This window comes from Jeotgalibacillus sp. R-1-5s-1 (genome assembly GCF_004405105.1).
In the GTDB taxonomy this organism is placed as follows: domain Bacteria; phylum Bacillota; class Bacilli; order Bacillales; family Jeotgalibacillaceae; genus Jeotgalibacillus.
This window is the reverse complement of the sequence record NZ_SORW01000044.1, coordinates 50,463-73,226: the sequence shown is the minus strand read 5'-3', so window position 1 is coordinate 73,226 and position 22,764 is coordinate 50,463. Positions and strand designations below refer to the sequence as shown.

General features: G+C 39.3%; 31 protein-coding genes. 11 read left to right on the top strand and 20 right to left on the bottom strand.

The genetic code is table 11. From position 1 onward, the window contains the following. Positions 1-157: 157 nt before the first annotated feature. Entirely contained in the window at positions 158-745 is a 588-nt protein-coding gene (locus E2491_RS13080) for a TetR/AcrR family transcriptional regulator (protein ID WP_134376067.1), read from the bottom strand. Between the two features lie 131 nt (positions 746-876). Here E2491_RS13080 and E2491_RS13075 point away from each other — a divergent pair, with 131 nt between their 5' ends. Next, entirely contained in the window at positions 877-1,659 is a 783-nt protein-coding gene (locus tag E2491_RS13075; protein WP_134376066.1) for an SDR family NAD(P)-dependent oxidoreductase, read from the top strand. 61 nt (positions 1,660-1,720) lie between these two features. Here E2491_RS13075 and E2491_RS13070 read toward each other — a convergent pair whose 3' ends face one another. The 8 genes from E2491_RS13070 to E2491_RS13035 all read right to left on the bottom strand — a co-directional run bounded on the left by E2491_RS13070 (position 1,721) and on the right by E2491_RS13035 (position 7,831). Then, on the bottom strand, positions 1,721-2,176 hold the full coding sequence (locus E2491_RS13070) for an NUDIX hydrolase (RefSeq protein ID WP_134376065.1): 456 nt from the start codon (positions 2,174-2,176) through the stop codon (positions 1,721-1,723). A 333-nt stretch (positions 2,177-2,509) separates the two neighbouring features. Continuing rightward, a complete protein-coding gene (locus tag E2491_RS13065) occupies positions 2,510-3,229 on the bottom strand; it encodes a DUF5643 domain-containing protein (protein ID WP_134376064.1) in 720 nt (239 codons plus the stop codon). Further along, complete coding sequence (locus E2491_RS13060) at positions 3,204-3,752, bottom strand: sigma-70 family RNA polymerase sigma factor (protein ID WP_244093956.1); 549 nt, start codon at positions 3,750-3,752, stop codon at positions 3,204-3,206. Before E2491_RS13060 ends, E2491_RS13065 begins: the two co-directional genes overlap by 26 nt. A 434-nt stretch (positions 3,753-4,186) precedes the next feature. Next, positions 4,187-5,461, bottom strand: coding sequence for an FtsW/RodA/SpoVE family cell cycle protein (locus E2491_RS13055; protein ID WP_134376063.1), 1,275 nt, complete (start codon positions 5,459-5,461; stop codon positions 4,187-4,189). Between the two features lie 7 nt (positions 5,462-5,468). Continuing rightward, entirely contained in the window at positions 5,469-5,876 is a 408-nt protein-coding gene (locus E2491_RS13050) for a PadR family transcriptional regulator (RefSeq protein ID WP_134376062.1), read from the bottom strand. Positions 5,877-5,880: 4 nt separating this feature from the next. Then, positions 5,881-6,414 carry a sigma-70 family RNA polymerase sigma factor gene (locus tag E2491_RS13045; RefSeq protein ID WP_134376061.1) on the bottom strand — a complete coding sequence of 178 codons (534 nt, stop codon included), beginning with the start codon at positions 6,412-6,414 and terminating at the stop codon, positions 5,881-5,883. A gap of 180 nt (positions 6,415-6,594) precedes the next feature. Beyond that, positions 6,595-7,332: a hypothetical protein gene (locus E2491_RS13040; RefSeq protein ID WP_134376060.1), complete on the bottom strand. Its 738-nt coding sequence runs from the start codon at positions 7,330-7,332 to the stop codon at positions 6,595-6,597. Then, entirely contained in the window at positions 7,325-7,831 is a 507-nt protein-coding gene (locus E2491_RS13035) for an RNA polymerase sigma factor (protein WP_319799500.1), read from the bottom strand. Before E2491_RS13035 ends, E2491_RS13040 begins: the two co-directional genes overlap by 8 nt. A gap of 374 nt (positions 7,832-8,205) precedes the next feature. Between E2491_RS13035 and E2491_RS13030 the strand changes: the two genes are divergently transcribed. Beyond that, positions 8,206-9,174, top strand: coding sequence for an Ltp family lipoprotein (locus E2491_RS13030; RefSeq protein WP_134376058.1), 969 nt, complete (start codon positions 8,206-8,208; stop codon positions 9,172-9,174). A gap of 355 nt (positions 9,175-9,529) precedes the next feature. Here E2491_RS13030 and E2491_RS13025 read toward each other — a convergent pair whose 3' ends face one another. Beyond that, positions 9,530-10,186: a pyridoxine/pyridoxamine 5'-phosphate oxidase gene (locus E2491_RS13025; RefSeq protein ID WP_134376057.1), complete on the bottom strand. Its 657-nt coding sequence runs from the start codon at positions 10,184-10,186 to the stop codon at positions 9,530-9,532. 667 nt (positions 10,187-10,853) lie between these two features. Between E2491_RS13025 and E2491_RS13020 the strand changes: the two genes are divergently transcribed. Further along, positions 10,854-11,183 (top strand): hypothetical protein, encoded by a 330-nt coding sequence (locus tag E2491_RS13020; protein WP_134376056.1) that lies wholly within the window; start codon positions 10,854-10,856, stop codon positions 11,181-11,183. A 49-nt stretch (positions 11,184-11,232) separates the two neighbouring features. Here the strand turns inward: E2491_RS13020 and E2491_RS13015 are convergent, their stop codons facing one another. The 7 genes from E2491_RS13015 to E2491_RS12990 form a co-directional block, all read right to left on the bottom strand. Continuing rightward, entirely contained in the window at positions 11,233-12,033 is an 801-nt protein-coding gene (locus E2491_RS13015; protein ID WP_134376055.1) for a hypothetical protein, read from the bottom strand. 212 nt (positions 12,034-12,245) lie between these two features. After that, the gene (locus E2491_RS17535; RefSeq protein WP_166805882.1) at positions 12,246-12,392 is read right to left on the bottom strand and encodes a hypothetical protein; all 147 of its coding nucleotides are present in this window, start codon (positions 12,390-12,392) and stop codon (positions 12,246-12,248) included. A gap of 60 nt (positions 12,393-12,452) precedes the next feature. Beyond that, entirely contained in the window at positions 12,453-12,887 is a 435-nt protein-coding gene (locus E2491_RS13010) for an SRPBCC domain-containing protein (RefSeq protein ID WP_134376054.1), read from the bottom strand. A gap of 28 nt (positions 12,888-12,915) precedes the next feature. Then, positions 12,916-13,449 (bottom strand): nucleotidyltransferase domain-containing protein, encoded by a 534-nt coding sequence (locus E2491_RS13005; RefSeq protein WP_134376053.1) that lies wholly within the window; start codon positions 13,447-13,449, stop codon positions 12,916-12,918. Between the two features lie 69 nt (positions 13,450-13,518). Continuing rightward, the gene (locus E2491_RS13000; RefSeq protein ID WP_134376052.1) at positions 13,519-13,830 is read right to left on the bottom strand and encodes an inner-membrane translocator; all 312 of its coding nucleotides are present in this window, start codon (positions 13,828-13,830) and stop codon (positions 13,519-13,521) included. A 35-nt stretch (positions 13,831-13,865) separates the two neighbouring features. Then, positions 13,866-14,045, bottom strand: a complete 180-nt coding sequence (locus E2491_RS12995) for a hypothetical protein (RefSeq protein WP_134376051.1) — start codon at positions 14,043-14,045, stop codon at positions 13,866-13,868. Positions 14,046-14,153: 108 nt separating this feature from the next. Further along, positions 14,154-14,936 (bottom strand): MBL fold metallo-hydrolase, encoded by a 783-nt coding sequence (locus E2491_RS12990; RefSeq protein WP_134376050.1) that lies wholly within the window; start codon positions 14,934-14,936, stop codon positions 14,154-14,156. Positions 14,937-15,124: 188 nt separating this feature from the next. On the opposite strand from E2491_RS12990, the gene E2491_RS12985 reads away from it, so the two are divergent. The 4 genes from E2491_RS12985 to E2491_RS12970 all read left to right on the top strand — a co-directional run bounded on the left by E2491_RS12985 (position 15,125) and on the right by E2491_RS12970 (position 18,044). Next, a complete protein-coding gene (locus E2491_RS12985; protein WP_134376049.1) occupies positions 15,125-15,661 on the top strand; it encodes an RNA polymerase sigma factor in 537 nt (178 codons plus the stop codon). Next, entirely contained in the window at positions 15,645-16,238 is a 594-nt protein-coding gene (locus E2491_RS12980) for a hypothetical protein (RefSeq protein WP_134376048.1), read from the top strand. The genes E2491_RS12985 and E2491_RS12980 overlap by 17 nt, the downstream gene beginning before the upstream one ends. A gap of 303 nt (positions 16,239-16,541) precedes the next feature. After that, positions 16,542-16,940: an HIT family protein gene (locus E2491_RS12975; RefSeq protein ID WP_134376047.1), complete on the top strand. Its 399-nt coding sequence runs from the start codon at positions 16,542-16,544 to the stop codon at positions 16,938-16,940. Positions 16,941-17,084: 144 nt separating this feature from the next. Then, a complete protein-coding gene (locus tag E2491_RS12970) occupies positions 17,085-18,044 on the top strand; it encodes a DUF4885 family protein (protein ID WP_134376046.1) in 960 nt (319 codons plus the stop codon). A 74-nt stretch (positions 18,045-18,118) separates the two neighbouring features. Here E2491_RS12970 and E2491_RS12965 read toward each other — a convergent pair whose 3' ends face one another. The 3 genes from E2491_RS12965 to E2491_RS12955 form a co-directional block, all read right to left on the bottom strand. After that, positions 18,119-18,685 (bottom strand): DUF2812 domain-containing protein, encoded by a 567-nt coding sequence (locus E2491_RS12965; RefSeq protein ID WP_134376045.1) that lies wholly within the window; start codon positions 18,683-18,685, stop codon positions 18,119-18,121. A 1-nt stretch (position 18,686) separates the two neighbouring features. Next, positions 18,687-18,989: a PadR family transcriptional regulator gene (locus tag E2491_RS12960; RefSeq protein WP_134376044.1), complete on the bottom strand. Its 303-nt coding sequence runs from the start codon at positions 18,987-18,989 to the stop codon at positions 18,687-18,689. Positions 18,990-19,126: 137 nt separating this feature from the next. After that, positions 19,127-19,987, bottom strand: coding sequence for a helix-turn-helix domain-containing protein (locus E2491_RS12955; protein ID WP_134376043.1), 861 nt, complete (start codon positions 19,985-19,987; stop codon positions 19,127-19,129). A gap of 374 nt (positions 19,988-20,361) precedes the next feature. Between E2491_RS12955 and E2491_RS17530 the strand changes: the two genes are divergently transcribed. The 4 genes from E2491_RS17530 to E2491_RS12940 all read left to right on the top strand — a co-directional run bounded on the left by E2491_RS17530 (position 20,362) and on the right by E2491_RS12940 (position 22,681). Next, positions 20,362-20,616, top strand: a complete 255-nt coding sequence (locus E2491_RS17530) for a hypothetical protein (protein WP_166805881.1) — start codon at positions 20,362-20,364, stop codon at positions 20,614-20,616. Beyond that, a complete protein-coding gene (locus E2491_RS17845; RefSeq protein ID WP_134376042.1) occupies positions 20,513-20,917 on the top strand; it encodes a DUF1878 family protein in 405 nt (134 codons plus the stop codon). The genes E2491_RS17530 and E2491_RS17845 overlap by 104 nt, the downstream gene beginning before the upstream one ends. 950 nt (positions 20,918-21,867) lie before the next feature. Continuing rightward, positions 21,868-22,452: a hypothetical protein gene (locus tag E2491_RS17620; protein ID WP_208528074.1), complete on the top strand. Its 585-nt coding sequence runs from the start codon at positions 21,868-21,870 to the stop codon at positions 22,450-22,452. A 10-nt stretch (positions 22,453-22,462) separates the two neighbouring features. Further along, entirely contained in the window at positions 22,463-22,681 is a 219-nt protein-coding gene (locus E2491_RS12940; RefSeq protein WP_134376041.1) for a hypothetical protein, read from the top strand. Positions 22,682-22,764 lie beyond the last annotated feature (83 nt).

Genomic DNA, 22,764 nt, shown 5'->3' with positions numbered 1-22,764 from the left:
TACAATAAAAATTTGAATCAGTACAAATATTTTTCGAAACAGTACAATAAAAAACTGAATCGATGCAAAAACTCGGACAAACCGTACAATTCCTTTCCGCACCATTTCCAGTCAGAGTGTAGACTTCAGGGACAGCCCCCGACTCTACACTCTATTTTCAATCAAGATACTGCACAAGCATGTTCTCAATGAGTTCCATGTAGTCCCCTTGATAGATGAGGTTTTTCTTGGCAACGAGCAGGGCCATGCCGTGCACCATGCTCCACATGAGGAGTGTTTTTTCTTTATGAACGGCAGGATCAATGGAGGCAGCATGGAAGTAGTTTTTGGCACTTTCGCTAAAAACGTTAAAGGCATCGACCTGGCTATGGATTCCTGTCTTACTCACCTGTATCGGGATGGCGCTGTCAGACATAAAGATAAATGAAAGGTATTCAGGCTTCTCCACTAAAAATTGCACGTATCTCTTGCCCATTTCAATGATTTGAAGCTTTGGGTTCTCCGGATAGGCATTTACAGCGTCAGCAAGCGCTGATGAAAATGACCTCCATACCTCTTGTGCTATTTCATGAATCAGTTCTTCTTTATTTTTAAAGTGTCGATACGGTGCAGTATGACTGACCCCACATAAGGCGGCTACTTTTCGGAGAGAAAAACCGTCAATTCCCTCTTTATTCAGCAGTACCAGTCCATTTTCAATCAGATTTTTTCTTAAATCTCCGTGATGATACGTGTTGCTCGTCATATCGGATCCCTCTTTCCCCTGAATCTCTCACTCATTATAAAGTTAAATGTTGACGATGTAAACATTCGGCAGTATACTGAATTTACAGAAAAGTTTACACTGTCAACATTTAAAAAAAGGAGTGATTGAATATGAACAAGACGGCACTTATTACAGGCGCATCAAGCGGAATTGGACTTGAATTTTCAAAGATTATGGCGAGAGAAGGATTCGATCTTGTGCTGGTAGCTAGACGGCAGGATTTACTGGAAAACCTTAAGCATGAACTCGAGGCAGCCCACCCGATTAAAGCGACAGTCATTGTGATGGATTTATCAATGCACGAAAACGCTGAAAAGCTTTATGATACGGTTGCTTCAAGCGGTACACATATTGATGTTCTCGTTAATAACGCCGGCTTTGGAGATTATGGTGACTTTATTGAAACGGATCCGCAAAAAAATCACGATATGATTCAGGTCAACATTATGGCGTTAACTGCTTTAACTCGCCTTTTCAGCCCGGCTATGGTCGCGAGAAAACAAGGAGGCATTATCAACCTCGCCTCAATCGTTTCATTTCAGCCTGGACCATTAATGGCAGTCTATTACGCTTCAAAAGCATATGTTCTTTCATTTACAGAAGCGCTCGCAACCGAACTGAAGAACAGCGGCGTCAAAGTAACCGCCCTCTGCCCCGGCCCAACCGAAACGGGCTTTTCAGAAGTAACCGGCCTTGAAAAATCCGTCCTGTTCCAACGCTTCCAACCAGTCCCTGCATCAAAAGTTGCCGAATTCGGTTATCAGGCATGGAAAAAAGGAAAAATCGTCGCCATCTACGGCCTACCCAACAAATCACTCGTATTCGGCGAACGATTCCTCCCACGAAACGTCACCAGCAACCTGATGAAATGGATGCAGAAGAAAGCCGTTTAAGTGTAGAGAAAGGGTCTGTCCCTAAAGATTTTGGGGCCAGACCTCAGACTCTACACTCTTCTCATTTCTTTAACTGGTACTTCACGTAATCCCTCACATGCCCAACACCCACATGCTGATATCCGGCTAAACGAATGTCACTTTCAAGGTCCATCCAAAAATAGTTGAATTCCATCCCTTCATCCTGACCGGTTGATTTCACGATATGACGCCAGCGATCCAATCCTTCATCTTCAAGAAGGACTAAAAAGAAATGCCTCTTTTGAAACTCCTGTTTGATCGGATGATAATAATATTCAAATAATATTTTTTCGAGAAGATGAAGGTTTTGATTTAAACCAGTTTCTTCTTCAATTTCTCTCATCATTGTAGATGTTAAGCTTTCATCAGAAGACTCAACCGTTCCACCGGGGATTTGTATACCCGCTTCCGGAGCATCTGTCTGACTAAAAACGAGTAATTGCCAGTTGTTGTTTTTATTTCTCAAGATATAACTCAGTACTTTCTCTGTTGCCATGTTAATCCTCCAGGAACAATTTTAAGACTCAAAATGTAGATGTTATGTCTCCCTGAGTTCTAAGAGAGATGATGGAGATCGTTACAATTCTGTTTTCAAACAGGACAATTATTTGTTTAAACAGGACATTCCCGGGAAAGAACATAACAAATAAACGGCTTCAAAGGTGCAACAATACATTAAAAAGTTGGATCAATACATATATTTTTTCAAACAGTACAATAAAAAACTGAATCGATGCAAAAACGCGGACAAACCGTACAATTCCTTTCCGCACCATTTCCAGTCAGAGTGTAGACTTCAGGGACAGATCTTTACTCAGTCTGACTATCCCTACCTCTCATAAACCTTACCAGGCAATCCCGGACTTTCTACGATTTTGACACTTCCATCCCTCAGATCCACTTCAAGGCCTTCATACTCGAATACTTCAAAAGGCTTATCTGTGATGTAGCTGATGGTAGCCATAGGGATAAAGGTTATTTTTTCAGCTAAAGGATTCAGGTCACTCAGAGTTGCGGTCCACCTGAGATCTTCCCTTGTTATATCATAATAGTAAGAATTTCCTCCATTATAAGGAACGTCGTATCGGTTCCCTCTATCGTCTATCGCAAATAATTCCGCTTCTACAGAAAAGGTCTCTGAATAAACATCAGGATCCACCAGCTGCTGATAGGCAATATCAACCTGATCACCCGACAACGAAACTTCTGTAAAATGAATATCAACATATTGTTCAGTCAGCGTTTCATCTAATGGATAAACGGCTTCTTCAGGTACTTCAGTGACTCCTGCTCCAGCACCATTCAAATATTCCACATTTACAAATGGCAAGTAAGACAATAACTGCTGACCTGTTGGTGTCGTAAACATTAATGTTCCGCTTAGTCCAATAAATAGCAGCGCTGCTGATGTATGTTTTATATACCTTGTTCTCTTCGTTTTTCTTACATTATGATTAAACACAGATTGATTAATGATCTGATTTAGTCGATCCTCCGGCAATGGAGTAGAATTAATGGCAGATTTAATTGAATCTCTTTCCAGGTTCATCTTCATACACTCCCTTCAACTTACTTTTCAAGCTTGTTAACCCTCTGTGAATATTGGTTTTAACCGTACCAATGGGGCAATCTAATACATTTGCGATATCCTGGATCGACAAATCCTGATAAAAACGAAGCATTAGTGCCGTCTTATATTTATCAGGAAGTGCTTCAAGCGCATCCTTTACGTCCATTCCATGCGCAAGCGTACCTGAAAAGTCCTGATGTCCAGGTTGCTTTAAAAGTTCAGTCAGCAAATTCAACCGCTTACCCTTTCTTTTTACCGACAAGGATTCATTAATACAAATCCTCGTAAGCCAGGTTGAAAAGTATTCAGGTTTCTTTAACTGATGGATCGATTCAATGCATTTCAGAACCGTCTGCTGAAAAATCTCCACCGCTTCATCTTCATTCCTCACATAAGCAAAAGCCATCCGGTAAAGCTTTGATTTCTCAGCATGCAACAACTCCTGCAGCGCATATCGATCACCATCGATCGCGCATTTCACTCTATCAAGATCATGCTCCAACAGGCTCAACTCCTTTGACTATTAGAGTAATGTCAGCAGGAAAACGTTTCATAAAATTAAAATATGGAGAGATCTATTCGTTTTCTCATTGAAAATAAGTTTACTACTCTACTCGTCATTATTTTCAACAATGGTAAAATGTAGATATAAAAAATAATTATATATCAGAAATCACAACATATATGAAGATAAATTTGTAGAGGAAGTGACCTGTGCAGGCTTTAGAAAATGGAGAAAAATAGTCAAACTATCTATCAACTAGAAATCTGTGATGGTACCAAATCAATTAAACTTGTCCTCGAAGTAAACGTGAATACAAAATAAAGCGTACACTTTAGCAACAGGCCCCGACACTACAAACGAATAAAATCCCGATGAGTAGCCACGACTCATCGGGATTTTTGATCTGTAGACCTCAGGGACAGACCCCGACTCTACACTGTTCGCTGCCCAGCCCCAACCAAGCTCTTCCTCCGATACACACTTAACACAATCCCCATTACAAAGGCATTTAGAACGGTTGGCATCACGCCATAACTGATGAATGGCAGGGAGATGGATGTGATCGGCAGCATGGCCAAAATCATCGCGATGTTGTAGATGAACGGCACGATAAAGAGTGCCATTCCGCCTGCGAGAAGCAGGGTGCCGAATGAGTGCTGGATGCCGCGCGAAATCGTCAGCATTCTGGCTGCAAAAAGTGCCAGCACGAGTACGATGAAGAACGCAAACACATAGCCAAAATGATACGTCATGCTCACAAACACAAGGTCTGTATGTGCTGCTGGAATAAACACCTGCTCACCAGCACTTCCAAACCATTTAGCTGACGACAATAATTCTTCTAATCTCAAATATATATAACCCGACCCTTCTGAATTCGCCTTAGGGTTCAGAAAGCCCGAGAGTCTGCCCCGCTGGTATTCCGATGCTGCAAACCAGAAGAATGCTCCACCAGTAACCAACAAACTCAAAGGTATCGCCGTTATGGCCAGTACTGACTTCTTCCCTAACTGACTGCACCAGAGCATCACAAACATCATCGCTATATAAATAAAGACAGCCGACAGACCCGGAAGTGAGAAAAATAAATAGAGTGTCAATAAGTACAATACGCTGACATGCCACCACTTCAACTTTTTGTTATTTAAAAAAGATGACCAGGCCAGGAAAAATAAAGGTAAAGCCATCAGACTCTCAATCGCAAGCGGTCCCAGCACGATAAATGGCTGCCCATTGACCATATCAGTTGGACTGTATCTCAACATGAGCAAAATCAATACCCCCGCCGAATAAAACACCAAGCCAAACTTCTCAAGTTTCCGGTAATCAACGAACATCATGCCAACCGCCACGCCAACCCCCAAGAGAACAATCACAAATTTATTAAAGAGAAAGCCGTCTACATTATACGTAAGCGTCAGTATTGGCAAAAAACCAATCCCCATCGCAACCACCAACAAACCAATCAGAACCCAATCCACCTTCGGCTTATGCACCCTGTTCAGCTCCTGGCCCAGTTTGACCGGACTACCCATTTCGTCAACCGCCTTACCTTCTGCCGCTTCCTCACTCATTCCCTTTTGCACCCACATGTTTTTTGCGCTTTTTAAATGGTAGGCCAGTTCCGCTGTGACGAATTCTCTGGCTTCCCTGGATTTTATATGATGTGTCACTTCTTTTAAAAAATGCTCCCCTTTGTTTTTCAAATTCGTCTCACTCCTGTATGAGTTCTTTTAAAACGAAAGATTTCTTCGCAGAAGGTTTTTCAGCCTTACGTAAGATTTTTCTTCCTCTATCATTCAGCTGATAATATTTCGCGCCTTCTTGATCCCAGCCTGATTGAATCAGCTGCTTTTGTTCGAGACGATGAAGCATCGTATATAACGAGCCTTCATTTCCATCAAAACGCTGGACCCCTCTTCCACGCAGGAGCTGTGACAGTTCAAAGCCTGTTTTCTCTGAGCTGAGCAGCTGCAGGACAGCAATCAGAATGTCCTCTTCACTTTCCTTAGACTGACTGATTTTTTGATGAACCTGCTTGCGGTGCTGGTCAGAAAAATTCAAATGCTTAAAGGTCGTTTCGTTCATTGAGTGGCGCAGTTTTTTTAACCGATCCTCCATTTGATCATTCCTCCAATTCTTCTTTCAGAAGTTCCTTGGCTCTTCTGAGTCTCGTTTTAACCGTGTTCTCTTTTACACCGATGATCATTGCGATCTCCTTTATAGCCCGCTCCTCAAAATAAAAGAGATAAATCACTTCCCGATATTTTACCGGCAGCTCCATGACAGCCAACGCCAGCTGTTGATCCTCTTCTTGCTGAATCACAGTCTGCTCAAATCCTTCATACCCCTCACCTGTAAATGCAGTCTCACTCTCTGACACGATCACCTTATTGTTGTACCAGCTTTTTAGATAATCCTTACAATGATTAATCGCAATGCGCCACAGCCACGTTCTCAGCTGCGCGCTCCCTTTATATGTATGAAGTGACTGATAGCATTTCACAAAAATGTCCTGAGTCAAATCCTCCGCAAGCTCTGTGTTACGAACGTACGAATACACAAGCTGCAAAATATCCTGCCCATACCGCTGCATCAGCTCATCCATCAAAACTTCCTTATCCTCTATCTCAAACACCTCAACCATCAACTCATCCACCTCAGAACCCCCCTTCCAAATAATAGACGACGCCAGGGGCTGGAAAGTTTTTGTGATTATAAAAAAGTAGACCAGTGTAGACTTTAGGAACAGACCTCAAGTCTACACTGGCCCACGTTAGATCTCAGGAACAGACCCCAAAACTCTACCTTTTAAATAATTCGTATTTTTCTATGTCAGTTACCATTTGATACTCTCAGCTATTTGAATCATCTCGGCTTCAATTATATCAGGTTCATTCTCTGCACTTTCTCCTCGACCTGTACTCATTACGACTAATGTCCAGCTGTCTTTTTCAATATATAACGCAAAGCTATCTGGTTCACTAGTACCTAAGATTTTACCTTTTATACCATTGATATCAACATCTCTATCAATTGCTGTCCCATCAGCTGTTTCTGCGGAGAAGTTTACCTGTGATTCAGGGTTATTAGTAACGAACAAATCATAATTTCTATCTTGAGTAGACAGGTTGTATGAAAGCCCGGAAAAATGATTAGCTTGGTCTACAAAAACATTATATTTAAAAAGTTCAGTATTGCTTATTGCTTCAACTTCTATAAATTTTTCTGGAAATGGCACTGAAACATCGAATGCCTTTTCTACTTCAGATAACGAGGTAAACACAGCTTCATCATAGATTGAAACATTACTAACTTCGTATCCGAATGACATTTCCTTTACATTCGCCCGCTCTTCAAAAGTTGAAACCTGAAATAACCCGTGAAACGTTGCCTGCCCAGAAGGAGAGAAAATGAACCCCAATCCCAATATAGATAGAATCATAGCGGCAACCCATGGATTTCTAAATTTTAATTTCCGCTTCTCTGATCTGGCCTTTCTCACACCCATTTTTGATCTTTCATGCAGATGATCAGGAATCTTAATTTTTTCTATTTCTTCTTTTATGTTATTCACACAAATCCCCCTCTTTGAAATCATGTCGAAGTTTTCTGATCGCACGATAAAAGATCGTTTTTGCCGTTCCTAATGGTATATCCAGCAAGTCAGCTATTTCTTTAAACGAATAACCTTCGTAATATCTTAAAATCACCATGCTTTTTTCATCTTCATTTAATTGATCAATCATGTACTGCAATGTAATGGAAAGACTAATGTCGTTCACACCAGTATCTTGTAACGTCTCTTCATACTGTGGATTAAGTTGAACTACCCTTTTATTTTTTCTAACGAGATCAATTGAACAGGTAATCGCAATCTTTAATAACCAGGTCTTAAAAAACTCCGGATTCTTCAAAGTATCAATCTTTTTAAAAGAACGGTAAGCTACTTCCTGAACAACATCCAACGCATCATTTTCATTTTTCACATAAATATAAGCGATCCGGTAAATCTCTTTCTCATATTCCTGAAATAACTTTAAGAAGGCTTTATCGTCACCCTTTTTAGCCTTTATAACCAGCTTTATAATCTGAAATCACCCCTTTTTAATTTGCCTTACGCTTATTAGACAATTTAATCCTTATTTTGGCTTTAATTATTGGAAATATTTTAAGATCTCAGGTACAGACCCCAAGTCTACACTGATCTACTGTAGCACCTCTTTATTTTTTTGAAAATATTCCTAAAACCATTTGTGTTTAAAATAGGTAACCTTTACAATATAAATAAGTCAAAATATTCAGTATTTAATTTTACATAATAGCCAATAGCCACCTTGCAGAGAATGATTAATAAACATAGAAGCGTTGCGACCGTTCAGTTTTTGATGTTAGGAATAATAGAAATCTTTCCTGATTTCTATGAAATACATCAAAAGGAGGAACTGACATGGATGATTTATTTGCATTGTTGCTGCTTGTGTCTATGCTGGCGTTAATAGTTGGTCTGGTGAAGCCTGGACTTGTTTTGAAATGGGTGCCAAGTGGTGAGAGGAGCAGAAAAAAAGTCCTTTTTTATTTTGGATCTTCTATGCTCATATTTTTTGTTTTGTTTGGAGTAACCGTTGAACCTGCTGAAGAAGATGTTGCTGGAATTGAAGAAGCTGCCGCTGAAGAAGAAGCACAACGATTAGCTGATGAAGAAGATCAGGAAGCTGAAAAACAGGCTGAGGCTGAAGAAGCCGAACGTATAGCAGAAGAGGAAGCTGAAAAAGCATCAATGGAAGAGGCTGAGCGCGAAGCCGAAGAAGAGGCTGAGAGGTTAGCTGAAGAAGAGGCTGAACGTCTGGCTCAGGAAGAAGCAGAGAGATTAGCCGCCGAAGAAGCGGAACGTGAGGCGGAAGAAGAAGCCGAGAGACTAGCTGCTGAGGAAGCCGAACGCCTGGCAGCTGAAGAAGCTGAAAAACTGGCAGCTGAAAATGCTGCAACAGCTTCTCAACAACAGGCTGTAAGCATGGCAGAAAGCTATCTCGCTTACACCGCTTTTTCAAAAACCGGATTAATTGAACAGTTGGAATTTGAAGGCTTCGATAACGCTGATGCTACATACGCTGTAGAAAACATCAGTGTTGACTGGCCTGGACAGGCAGTTTTAATGGCACAAAGTTACCTCGATTACACTGCTTTCTCTAAAATCGGGCTAATTGACCAGCTCATTTTTGAAGGATTCGATCAGGCTGACGCCACATATGGTGTAGAAAGCATTAGCGTGGATTGGAGAGAACAGGCAGTCGCCATGGCGCAAAACTATCTGGACTACACCGCTTTCTCAAGAGCCGGATTGATTGATCAACTGGTCTTTGAAGGATTCAGTCTGGAAGATGCCACATACGCTGTGGATACGGTAGGGTTGTTTTAACAACCTGGGGACACTGGATCAGTAATGCTGTGTCCCCTCTTTTAATATATTTTAACAAGTATGTTCAGTAGATCAGGAGGGTTTTTATTGTATAGCGAAATGTACGGAAGCATTGGTTCAGCACTTTTAACATTGGTTATTTGGTGGGGAGTATTTTTTGCATTTCAGCGAATTGTTTATTGGTACCCGGGTAAAAACAGCTGGAAAAAGGATATCATTGTGACCTTCTTTCAAAGCCTGGTTGTTTTGCTTGTGTTGCCTGTGCTAGCGCATTTTTTTGGAAGGTAAAAGAAGGACGTATATCCTGAATCATTCGTTAATCGAATGATTCAGGATATACGTCCCCATGATTCAGTCAAGGTGCTAACCGCTTCTTCACCCACTGGCCATTCTGTAAAAAATACTTCAATCTGATGTGCAGCCTTTCTTCGTCTGCCTGCCAGAATTCCACTTCACTGGCTTGCACCCGGTAGACAGTCCAATCCTTAGCGATAATAGCAGAATCTTTTTCAAGGTTTGATAATTGACGATTCAGTTCTCCCTCAAAGGCACTTTGACTATCAATCAACTTACTTTGATTCCCCGTCAGAGCAATGGCACGCGCCATTTTTCCTCTTTTTAAAAAGTCCCGCGCATTGAATTCTTCATTCATCTTTACGGCCTGTCCGCGGATTCTGATTTGCCGGCCAACCTCCGACCAGTAAAAACTTAAGCAGACTGCCGGATTTCCGTCCAACTGCCTCCCTTTTTCACTTCCGGTACCGGTGGCAAAATACCAGCTTTCTTCATCCGTGTCCTTCAGGCTCAGTACTCTCGCATCCGGCCTTCCATCCGCATCGACGGTAGAAAGCGTCATCGCATGAGGCTCATGAACATGATGATCAAGCGCTACCTGAAACCATTCCAAAAACAGATTCATTGGTGACGCCGGACTTTTCTCCACTTTAAATTCAGGAAACGGACCCAGAAGTGTTTTGCTATTTCTAATCTGATCCCTCACATCTTTACCCACTCAACACCCAGCCCCCTCCTCTATGTAGATGAACAATTTTACAAAAAGAAAGCCTTACATTCACATTAAAATTTACTCTGAGCACATAGTCAAACTGGGACAATAAACCCGTTGCCTTCCACCACCTGATTCCTTATAAATAAAGTCTTATCTATCTCTCATCATCCTGCAGCTCAACGTCATATTTTCCTTTAAACAGCAATTACCACCTCGATATGGTAAGCTGGATTTAACCAAAAAATCCTCCAATAACTCATCAACATCCTAAATTAAAGGACTGATCACAAGTCTATTTCCTTACCGGGCAAAATCACTATTGGCGTATTATTGCTCTTTATTTTCCAACTTATTTTATTTGTCACGATGGCTCTTACCAGCAATGGCTTTGGTGCGATCGTGGTTTTTCTTCAGTTTACTCCCATCACAGCGATTCTTGGCCTTATTTTTGGTGTTTGGAGTTTTAAAAAAGAAAGTAATAAACCCAGGATTCTCCCCACCATAGCACTGGCAGTCAGCTCCGTGGATATACTCATTTTTCTCTTCATCTTATTTGGATATGCCGCTTCTTTCGGAGAGTAATTAAACGAACACGCTTATGAGATGCTCTCATTTAGTCATAGTAAAAGATCTATCATTTTTAATTTCCCTGAAACGGAGTGAACTTTAAATGAGAAAAACTGGCGTATTGTTATGCTGCATCCTATTTCTAGCAGCATGTAATCAAACAAACACCCCAGAAAGCTTCGCACAAATTGTGGTCGTGAATGATATTGAATACGGCGGTACCGAAGAAGATATAGCGGATTATGAGGTGCAAAACGCGATTAGAAATGTCGTAAAAAAAGTACCAGCTGATGTATTTCCAAATAATAATGAATCCAACTTTTTTGAAGAAGGGTCTATAATTTATTCCGTTAAAAATGATACGGATTTTATTATTGTGGAGGATAGAGAAGGAGAAAGGCATTTATTGCAGAAAGCGCCGGGGAATGATTGAATAACTGGGGACGATCATCAAATGAAATAAGATTCACGTCCCATTGATCTTAAACAGAAAAATCATACACAGCCTTTTGAGCCGTCGGTAATTGAAACGACTGGAGCCTTGGAAATATAGAAGTGAACTCGTTCCATTTCGTACGCAGTGCTTCCTGATCAGCCTGTATGACGCCAACATGAGCCATGCTTTTCTTTTGTTCATCCCCCATATCGGCCAATGCTTTTTCAAAGGATTCTGCCAGTTTAGATGGATTTGACAGGTCTATATCCTGATAAAACCCTTTCACCTTCTCTTCCTGAGAAATGAATATTGGTAAAGCTGCTGTAAACCTTGCAAACATTCTTTTCCCTAGATCACTTTTGTCGTTCTCGAATTTAGTGATCATTTGTTCATAAGAGCGCTTAGCATGATTGAACTCTTCCTCCTGATAATCCTTGATCGCCTGTTGCATTTGCTCCTGATATTTTTCAGGAATAAGCTTTTCCGCAATCAGCTGTAATTGCATACCTGTCTGGGCACGCTCCATTTGAAAATAATCACCATTCCCTGCACTGGCTTTTTGTGTTGTTTTTTCGATCAGATTCATAATTGTTCTCTTGTCATCAATACTTATTTCATTTATACCTATGATGAAATTAAACTTCTCGCGATTATAAAGCTCGACTACTGTTGCTGTTAAGTTGACAGGCGCTCCTGAGTCAGCTCTTGCAAACTGGTCAACGGGATTATTTTTTATTTGTTCTCTTGCTTTTTCTTCAATCTTTTTTACGTCCTCACGCTGACTGGAAAATGTATTAGTTAATGAAATCGCATGATCAGTGCTAAATCCTGTTTTATTGATATTCAAACGGTTCCCTCCCTTCGTTATTTTACATATCGTCCCATTTATTGATTTATGAAGTAATTTTATGGAATTAAATTCATAATTTAACGGTCATTTATATATTGGTCAATACCTGCATTTACTCTTTATTTTTCAACACAAAATTCTGCAAAAACGAAATGATCCCTACTAAAAAACACGAAAAGGTCAACATGAAAATTTCCAGCCCTGAAAGCTCAATCGCTCGAAACAGGATGACAGCCAGTATTCCGACAATAAAATAGATCGGGATAAACTTTTTTGATAATACTAATTCCCTCACATGTATCAGCTCCTAAAACAAAAAGGGCGGTCGAAGATTCATCAGCTGCCTGATTCATCATGTCACCCATCCCCTTATTATCAAGGTAGACCTCAGGGACAGACCCCTACTCTACACTCTTTCATTCTCCCTCAACCAACTGCTTAATCCGCTTCAATGCTTTCGGAATCCGGTCAGCAAATGTTTCTTCCTGTTCTGTTGGAATGTCCATTGTGATGACTAGAAGTGTTACACCTTTTTCCTCGGAAAGGGAGTAGCTTTCTTTCCCACCGGTCCACTCATTGTCCCGCTCCTGCTGTCCGCTTTCTTTTGTGTCAGCGCGATGCCTGAATAAGACGAACTCATGAGGCTGGAGTTTCTCCACCAGACTTGTGACGCCGTAGCCGTTTACCGAAGAAATGAACTCGATCGTGTTCCCTTCTTTCATATCGCCTTTCTTGTATGTACCCTCATCCACAATACTTGCCCAGTCCTGGAAGGTTTTATCTTCCCAAAGGATGGTCCAGACGTGTTCTTTTGGTGCATTGATCCGGATGGAGAAGCTGGTTTCTTTCATGATCGGCCGTCCTTTCTAAAAGGGGATTTTAAAGTCCATATGCTTTTTCATCAATGATTTGATGCAGGATCTTTTTACTCACTGCATCTTTTTTTCTTGGTAAACGACCAATTTGTTCATAGACTTCTTTTTCCTCTAAAAGCTGATTAGGATGAATCACCTGAGCTGTTATTCCTTCCAAAATAAAAGTTTCAGGAATCAAAGACTCCGGTCTCCAAACCCATTCAGGCAATCCATTCATGATCAGTTTTCCACCCGCTGTTCGAGTGATATAAGTAAATGTAATATCTACATCTTCTTTATGAAAATCAGATTGCCGATCACAAAATTCTTTTTTAACAGGCACTTTCTCATATCCAGCCTTTTCAAGCTCTATCTCTAAACGCTCACGATGATCAATCCACGTTACGATATCAATATCATCGTGCGGCCGAGTAACCCTTCCAAGTAAAAAATCAATGGCCCATCCGCCACGCAACCAAAACGCTATTCCTAATGTTTTTGAGATTGCACCTATGTCGTACAAGGCCTGTAATTGATTCTCAGCGTTATACTGTGTCATTTTGATTCTCCGTTCTACAGGTGTGGGTCATGAGATTACTTAAACCTCAACCATCCGTTCAGCGAGACATCACTTTGCTTTTTCACCAAAAGTAAACAACCACCTAATGATCCCGGCGACCAGAATGAGCAGTCCATTTACAAAGGCTAAGATCGCTAACAGCGCTGCCCCGTATCCTGCACCTTCTCCCGTGCTACCTGAGCCCCAATCATAATATCGAAGTAGCAGTGAGCTACTCGTAAATTGAATCACCGGGGCCATTAACATCATTAAAATGCCTGAAACAATAAGGTTTAACTTGCCTTTGTGAAACAATACGAAGAAAAGAATATTAAGCGCAATGATGATGAAGAGAAATAGGATCAAAATGAAACCAGCCATTTAGATTCCCTCCTAAAGATGGTGACGTAACTCCATTAGTACAGGCCAACGATGCTAAACATTAATATAAACAGGAAAGCAAACGTGATCACTGCACCTATGAACGTTTGATTGTGAACGTCTTGACCCTTTTTCAGGTTCTTTAAAATGGAAATCAGCGTCACAAACCAGAAGACACCCAGTAATGGTATGACTAACAATAATAGAATCAACATAATGATGGCTGCCCCTTTACTATGTTATGTAGAAAACAGGGACGCACAGCTTGTTTCCTTCGCTAGTCGAATGATTCAAGATATACGTCCCTACGAATCCATACTCATTTAGAATTGAATACTAAACCCTTGGAATTTATGTATCCCTGTTCCGAATTTAACCAAGTTATTTTTTCTCAAGTGTGTAATAGCAAGTTTAATTTCTTCTAGAATACTGATTGGCAGACCAAGTGTATGATGAGACCCGAATATACTGTTGACCCCATTAATCATAGTGATTTTTTCCAATGAAGCAATAAGGTCCTCAGGGCTAGTTGAAGGATAAAATGCATAGATCGGCGTTGTGTCATATAGAAGATCTCCAGTAAATAAGTAACCATTTGTTTCATCAAAGAAACAAACATGTCCTGGTGAATGCCCAGGAGTATGTAACACGGTTATGACACGATTTCCTAAAGGGATACGTTGCTGGTCCTCCAGTAACCCTGAGGGCTTTCCTTGAAAAGGCTGATATGTTGAAGGATGAAAAGATTTAGGAGTCGGCTTTGTGATATCTCTACCAATATCTTTTCTAATCTGAGTGATTGGCAATCCTGAAATTCCGTTTTCCAGCCATTCTCTATCTCGTTCATGCACGTATACCTTATCAAATTCTCCGTGACTTCCAATATGATCAACATGAACATGTGTTGTAAAAACCTCTACCGGTAAAGGCGTAAGCTGGTCTGTTATTCTCTTAATGTTATCAATTCCAAGTCCGCTATCAATTAACATCGCTCTTTCCACGCCTAACAATAAAAACGAATGAACCTTCTCCCAATGGCCATACTCACTAATGGCAAATGTGCGTGAATCGATTTGTTGCACTGTAAACCAGGGATCATTAATCATCTCACCACTCCTTTACTAGTATTTGTGTAAGTAAAACTTCTCTCATCCTTTAATAAAATGATCCACCATATACGTCCCTACTAGTCTTTTATCAAACGGTAAACCAATTTATTAATAAAGTAAATGTTTTTTGGAATAATGACACTTTTTTCAAAAAATAGCGTCTAATGATATGCGGAGGTGTCACAATGACTGATCATTCAGATGAAAAAATAACGCAAATTTATCTGCTTCATTCAGATGCTGTATTTAAATATATTTATTACATGGTGTCAGATAAACATTTAGCTGAGGACCTGACACAAGAAACATTTATTAGAGTATACAAAAACCTTAATCAGTTTCGGTCTGATTCAACGATCAGTACATGGATGATTAAAATAGCGAGGAATGTGACGCTTGATCACCTAAAGAAAAAGAGATTCAAGCACCTACTAAATATAGACCTCTTTATGAACACCCTTACGAATAAACAAATATCTTACGGGGACTTGATGATTCAGTCAGAAGACGTTAATAATCTGTATCAATCTTTAAATACATTGAAAAAAGAATATAAAGAAGTCATCATACTTAGAAAGATTAATGAGTGTTCCATAAAAGAGACGGCCATGATTCTTGAATGGTCTGAGGACAAAGTGAAATCTATGACATCAAGAGCTCTCATTCAGCTGAGGAAAGAATTCAAAAAGAGGGAGGCAAGCTTTAGTGAATCATTCAGATGAATTTAAAAACTTATTTGAAGAATTGAAGAATGTTGAAAGATCAGATGCAGATAGAATGAGATCTTTAAATGCCCTACTCAATTACACCGACTCAAAAACCAAATTTTTCAGCAGACGATTCCTAGTGATCCCTATAACATCGATCATTAGTTTTTCTATAATATTTTTCTTGTTTTTTTCTGATATTAACGACAATGCCCCCCAGCAGAGTAGTGCAAATGAAAACATCACCATTACGTTGGTTACAGTCAAAGCATCTAAGACAGATGAATTATTTGAACTCAGTTCTACCTCCCCATTGAATGTCATTGAAATCAAAGATGATTCAAAATTCTTTCATGAGTTGAAGAATGTTATCGTCGATGCAGAACCTATTACGAATCTAGAAAGAGGTTCCGCAAATACATTTGATATTGGTGTTACATTAGATCAGAGCAAACAAATAAAGTTGGAATTATGGGGAAATGAAAAAGGGATCTATTTTTATCATTTTGAAGAAGATGCATTCTATTCCTCTGACAGTAATTCGGCTTTAAACTTATATTCAATGCTTTTAAATTTGCCAACCCCTGACTGAAACTACAAAAAATGCGGGGATGTATATTACTTTATTCGTTAGCCGAGTGATTCAAGATATATGTCCCCACTCATCTGTTTCTAATGATGAATCCATATATTTAGGCGTTTTGACACGGTCATAGTCATTATGAATTGATAAAGATAAACTTCCTCCCATACTTTCGATTTTAACATATATTTCTAATAATAAATGTCTGTGTCTAAACGTTTTGATGTAGATATAAAGTTTTCCCATACTTTTTATGGTAAAATCTAACGATAACATCAGGCTGTTTAGAGATTTTTTTAAGGTGGGAGAAATATGGCATACGATCAACATTGCCCTTTGTGCAACCCGGATCAGGACATTGAACAAAATATTGTATTAGAGAATGCAACGTGCTATTTTCTGCAGCACAATAAGCATCAGGGAATTTTAGAAGGCAGCGGCTTGATTGTTCCTAAGAATCACCGCCAGGATCCGTTTGAGCTAACCCCTGAAGAGTGGAAGGATACATATGAAATTTTGCATGAGGCGAAACGAATTCTGGATGAAAAGTATTCTCCGGCTGGCTATACAATGGGATGGAATGTTGGCAAAGTGTCGAACCAGGAAATCCCCCACAGTCATCTCCATGTGATACCGAGATATAACGATGAACCTTTGGCTGGTAGGGGGATCAGGTATTGGTTGAAGCAGGAGAGTAATCGGAGGAAGTGAAGATCAGGGACGTGTCATGTGAATCATTCGCACCTCTAATGATTCACATGACATGTCCCTTTTTAATTAAAAATACTAATTTTAACATTAATGCCGATAAATACAGTAAATATTATTTCATCTAACGTTTAAGGAGGCACTAAATTGTACATTAATCCAACACATAAACCTGCCGTATCAACCAGTCAAATCCAAAAAAATATCGCGAGTGCTCAAGGTAACAATCAAACGGTTATTCAAAGTACGAACGACTTGGAAAGTACTGCTGAGAAGATGATGAAGATTTTGGATGAGAAATATCGGAAAATTAATGAGCAAAATAAGAAGTACAAGGATCCACATGGACATATTTTTGATAAGTATAGAAATCCTCATTCTTCTCACTTTAGAAGCGACCTGACAAAAAAGGAGAGAGATGCTGCTTATAGTATGGAAATAGGCTGGGCAAACAGCGGGCAAGGAGGGCAATATAATTTTAATGATGCTGCTTTTCGTCATGAAGCGGGATACAACCCCGAGCAGGAAGGCATAGAACGAAGAGTATTTAATAGACAGCAAGTGAATGATCAATTACGCGAGTTGTTTTCTATGCACGGGATCACAATTCCTAATGGAACAAATTTAACGTTTACAATCGATCCAAATGATTTTAATTTGATAATTGGCGGTTCGGAAGATGAGACGCTGATTAAGCAATTAGAAAGTATCCTGAATACAGCTAACAATCCAAGAGAATTATTTTTTCATATTATGAAAAGTCGGTCTCATGACTCTAATCAATTTTCAAATGCAAAACTGGAGAAGTTTCATCTGGTCAATCAAATAAAGACAGTTACAGGATACAATCTGAAAGACTTGGAAATTGCCAACGGTAAATTTCTAACGAATGATGGGACTGATATATTTGATATTTATAAAGAAAACCTTAAGCAAAATCCATATACAAAGAATCATGTTGGAGAAGCCCTTGGATATTACGGCCCGCTCCTTCACGAATTAGCTGAACATGGGTTTGATTCTATACCTGATCTAACTCTATCCATCCTATATAAAAGTCATCAACTACAAGATATCGGACAGTCTGTAAACTATAGCGAGATATAAACACACAATTTAATGGGGACGTATACTTCGAATCATTCGCTTACCTAATGATTCAAAATATACGTCCCCAACCATCACTGCCCCTTCAAAACCACATACTTCTGATAAGATTTATAAAAACTCAAACTGAACGCAACAACCATGATGGCTGGCAGCAACTTTATAAGAGCGAATGGGGTTTCAAATACAAGTGCTTTCCAGAATAGTGAGCCTTCCATATTCCACAGTCCTTCGTGGTACAGTCTTGAATCGTTATAGATCATGAAGGAATAGGCAAGGAATAACATGCCTAACCATAAAGAGTACTTCATCAGCCTCCTATAGTAATGAACGGTGGACTCCCGGTCTGAGAAGATTTCGTTCTGACCATCGTCTTCTTTTTGCCAATATCTAATCCCGTTCAGCGCAAAGCCCTTTACATAGCTCCAGCCGAAATCTTCATAAATCCCCTTGTACTCCTCAAGCCTACGTTTAGATAAATCAGCCTGATAATCAAGGCGCATTACGTATTTCTTTTCCGTTTTTTCGAAAGTGTAGATCCCCAGTCCACTAATATTCGTACAGCGGTACCCTTTCTCCAACTGCTCGTTCAGCCACTGCTCTTCTTTCTCTACATCCAAAAAGACTTTAAACCTTTTCATTTCATTCACTTCCTTCATACAAGGATAAAATGTGTTGGAGTCTTTGCTGCTCTGTTTTTAATACTTCTCTGCCTTCATCAGTAATATGATAAATTCTCCTCCGACCTGAGCTTCCTACCGGTTCAATCCAACCGTGTTTATTCAGATTTTCAATCGCACCGTACAACGTTCCTGCTGCTAAAATAACGTCGCCATTACTCATTTTTTCGATCTCCTGCATGACAGCATAGCCATGGCGCGGCTCACGCAGAGCTAATAAAATGTAATGCATGGTCTCAGATAACGGTAATAATTTATGTTTCATACTTTCACCCACTATTCAGTTTGACTATATAGTTCAACTTAATAAATACATTAATACAGTTGAACTGAATAGTCAACCTGATTTTTACATTTCATCAAAAAAGACGCATATGTTAAATCATTCGTTAATCGAATGATTCAAGATATACGTCCCCACGAATCATTTTCTTCTTCTAGTTGATGAGTGAGATGTTCATCTTCCATCACCCTGGCGATTTCGAAAGCTTTTTGTATAAAGACGTCTGACTCCGATTTACTGAGTATTTGACCGATGATTCCTTTCCTGAGATAGCTTACGGCGATCTGTGCGTATGCTTTTTGTTCTTTTAATTCCTCAAGCGTTTCTTCGTTTAAAGAATAAGCTTCATCGAACATTTCTTCCTTCATGAGTAACATCACCAGGTTAAATTTGAAGGGAATAAAGCGTTTTTTGTAATCGGTGTAGTTTTCGTATTTTTCACTTTGTTCAAGTGCAAATTTAGTAATGGAGATCGCAGTACTCACAGGAAAGAGAAATAAAATGACGGCGATCAGTTTGAAATCCGTTAGATACCAAGTATCTGCCTGCTGCAGCCTATCCCAAATTTTACTCGCATAAGACATGGCGGGTTCAAAGCTTCCTTCGTTTTTAATGAGTATGAGCCCTCTGGAAATGTGTAGTATATCTTCAATATATCTATCCTTATGGTTTGTAAGATAGTTTTCTGCTAAAGAAATAATCTGATTAAGTGCAGAAACTTCTATGAATTTCTGATGCTCGAATAGATGGATGATTTTTTCTCTTGTAGGAAATTCGTAGTTGTGATGCACATACATGAATTCATCCAAATTCATCTCCAATGAGTCGAGAATCTTTTTAAATTTTTGATGTGTCAGTTCGATACGGCCGAGTTCAAATTTGGAGTAGCTTGCCTGATGCAAGGCTCCATTACTCACGTCAAATTGACTGTAATTTTTTGAAAGTCTGATATCACGCACAGTTGTACCATCATGTTTCAAGATATCATTCTCCTTTTCAAATAAACTTATACGCTTGGTTCAGGTAATTGGTAAATATTATTATATAGAATAAACACAAATAAATGAAAGGAGGATGTGTATATGGATCTTATACTTACTGCAATTAGATGAATGATCGGTTGTTGTTAACTAACACCAAAGGAGGTTAGAAAATGAAGTTATCAAATAAGTTTATTAGAACTTTTATTGCTAATGCATTAGTATTTATTTTAGGTTGTACTCTTATTGTTCCTAATGTTTCTGCAACTGACAATGTATCAAACCAAAAATAAGTAACGAACAACCTAGAAACATCTCATACATATATCTACATGTCATCAGATGTAAGCATCCTCGATGGCGAATTTGAAACAATGGGTGTCAAAAAAGACTTGTTAATTTTCGCCCTAAAATATGGTGGCCAACTTTTAGAAGAATTTCTTGATTTTTTAGGTAAAAAATCATATGCTGACGCAGTTCAAGAAAATCGACTTGCTATTGCAAAATATTTAGAAAGAGTCGAGGATGGAGTTAAACGAGATATTAAAAATTTTCTCATTGATGATTGTGATATGTCTCCAACAACTGCAGACGTTGTTGCTGAAGCTATATTATTCTTTGCATTTTAATCGAAAATATCTTCCCCCCTTTTACATTATTCTAAAGGAGATGAGCCCTTTGAATCCTCAGAAGGAAATAGAAATACTTAAATACAAAGTTGAGTTATTAAGCAAAATGGTAAATCAAAATGAGTACCCATTTTTTGCTTTTTTGTTTGATTACGATGTTACAGAAACTGAACATATGGCGATCATGGACATCTTGTACGTATTCAACCATCGATTAAAAGATACTACAGATGAAAATAGTAAGGCGTTTTTTACGAAAAGAAAAAAGCTATTCTCACAAAAAAATATGAATTACCAATAGACTTTACAAAGTTATTTATCGATGAAAAACCTACGTATGATGAGTTCAATCATTATATAACTGAATTTTTACCTGATATTAACTCGACAAAAATATTGAAGCGACTTAAAAAACAAGAGATCTACACAACTCTCTGTGATTATTTATTAGAATAAGTAAGCTAACTTTTTATAACTTCAGATAAAGGTCAAGTGTTTCGTATCACGCATTATTTAATTCATTCTCCTTTCATCAGAATGCTTATTCTAAATCTTCAAAGAGTCATCAGCCGTTGCGGAAGTCCTTCTGACTGCCTATTCCTTCTTCTCGCAAACCATGAAAAAATCGGGACATATATGATGAATCATTAGACAGCCTAATGATTCATCATATATGTCCCTTTGTTTTAACATCTTTTTTCTATTAAGCTTATACGCTTGGTTCAGGTAATTGGTAAATATTATTATATAGAATAAACACAAATAAATGAAAGGAGGATGTGTATATGGATCTTATACTTACTGCAATTGGATGGATGATCGGTTGTTGTTAACTTCAGCTAACTCAATCAAACTTGCACGTGTAGACAGCTCGAATAAACTTTTGTATGAGAATTATAAAGACTTTCTGATTAAGCATGCGTCTAAATAAGTTGGTAGTCAACTACACAGAGATCAATACACAGAGATCAATACACAGAACTCTTTTGCCGGCTTTATTCCAGGTATTTTTGATTTGTTGCCCCCTTTATAAATAGATCAATATAAGCATTTTGTAAGCGAACTTAATAAACTCACAATTATCTATTAGTAAATCATTAAGTAATCACCAAACTCAAATCACGATAAATAGGAGGTTTTATGATGTCGAAGATGAAAAAATTCTTTTCGCTATTAATGGTCCTTACCATCTGTATAAGTTTTTCTCCAGCTACAAAACTTCTCGCGCAAGCCAATGATGTTTCTGGTATTGTGCCAGTTACAGGCGATGCAGCCGAAGAAATGGTAGAGGCAACGCTACGTGTTGTTGAAGAAGGTGAAGCTGATGCTGTCGCTTCTGTATCTACTTTTGCATCGGAAGAATCGAGTGTATATACGGTTGGTGGCGGCGTTACAGTCGTAACCGTGCCACTGAACGGAGAATACAGCATTCCTAGTAACATCACAGTGTTCTTCGATCAGGATAATACTGTATTGCAGACAAATGAAATGCTGGTAACAAAGAATGAAGCAGGAAATTTCCAAGTTGAGACCTATTTAGATGGCTATCTTGTTCAATCAGAAGACACTGGGATTTCTTATATGACAGATGAGGAATTGTTAGCAGAAGAGCCTGCTGATGTTCAGCCGATGGGTGTTGGCGCTGTAGCAGCTTGCATCGGAGCAGCGCTTGGTGTTGGCGGTACGGTAGCCTACCTCATCGCAGTAGGTTGCGGCGGTTCTTGTGTAGCGCCAACGCCCGTGACTGCCCCTATCTGTGCTGCATGTATCGGTGCCTATGCAGTTCTTGGTGGTGGCGGGATGGCCGCAGTAGTCGCTTGCTTCAATTACTTGTAAGGTGATGCAGATGAATAAAGTTATCGCATTCTCCATTTTAGGGATGGGTTTAACCGGTGCCGTTCTAATGTTTCTCGTCCCTCTGCATTTCAACACGCCATCAGGAAATGTATTGAACATCGTTACTGCTGGTTCCATAACAGCTTTCGTTGTATTTACAATTTCGGCTCTATTACTTCGTCGGCGATTAGATCAGCAAATAAAAAATGAAGACCATTTAGTAAAGTGAAAAGTTAGTTGAATTTCATAAACCGTGCCGGATCATTCCTTCGCTGTCAACAGACGTTTCGGATTGCTCTGGCACTGTATAAT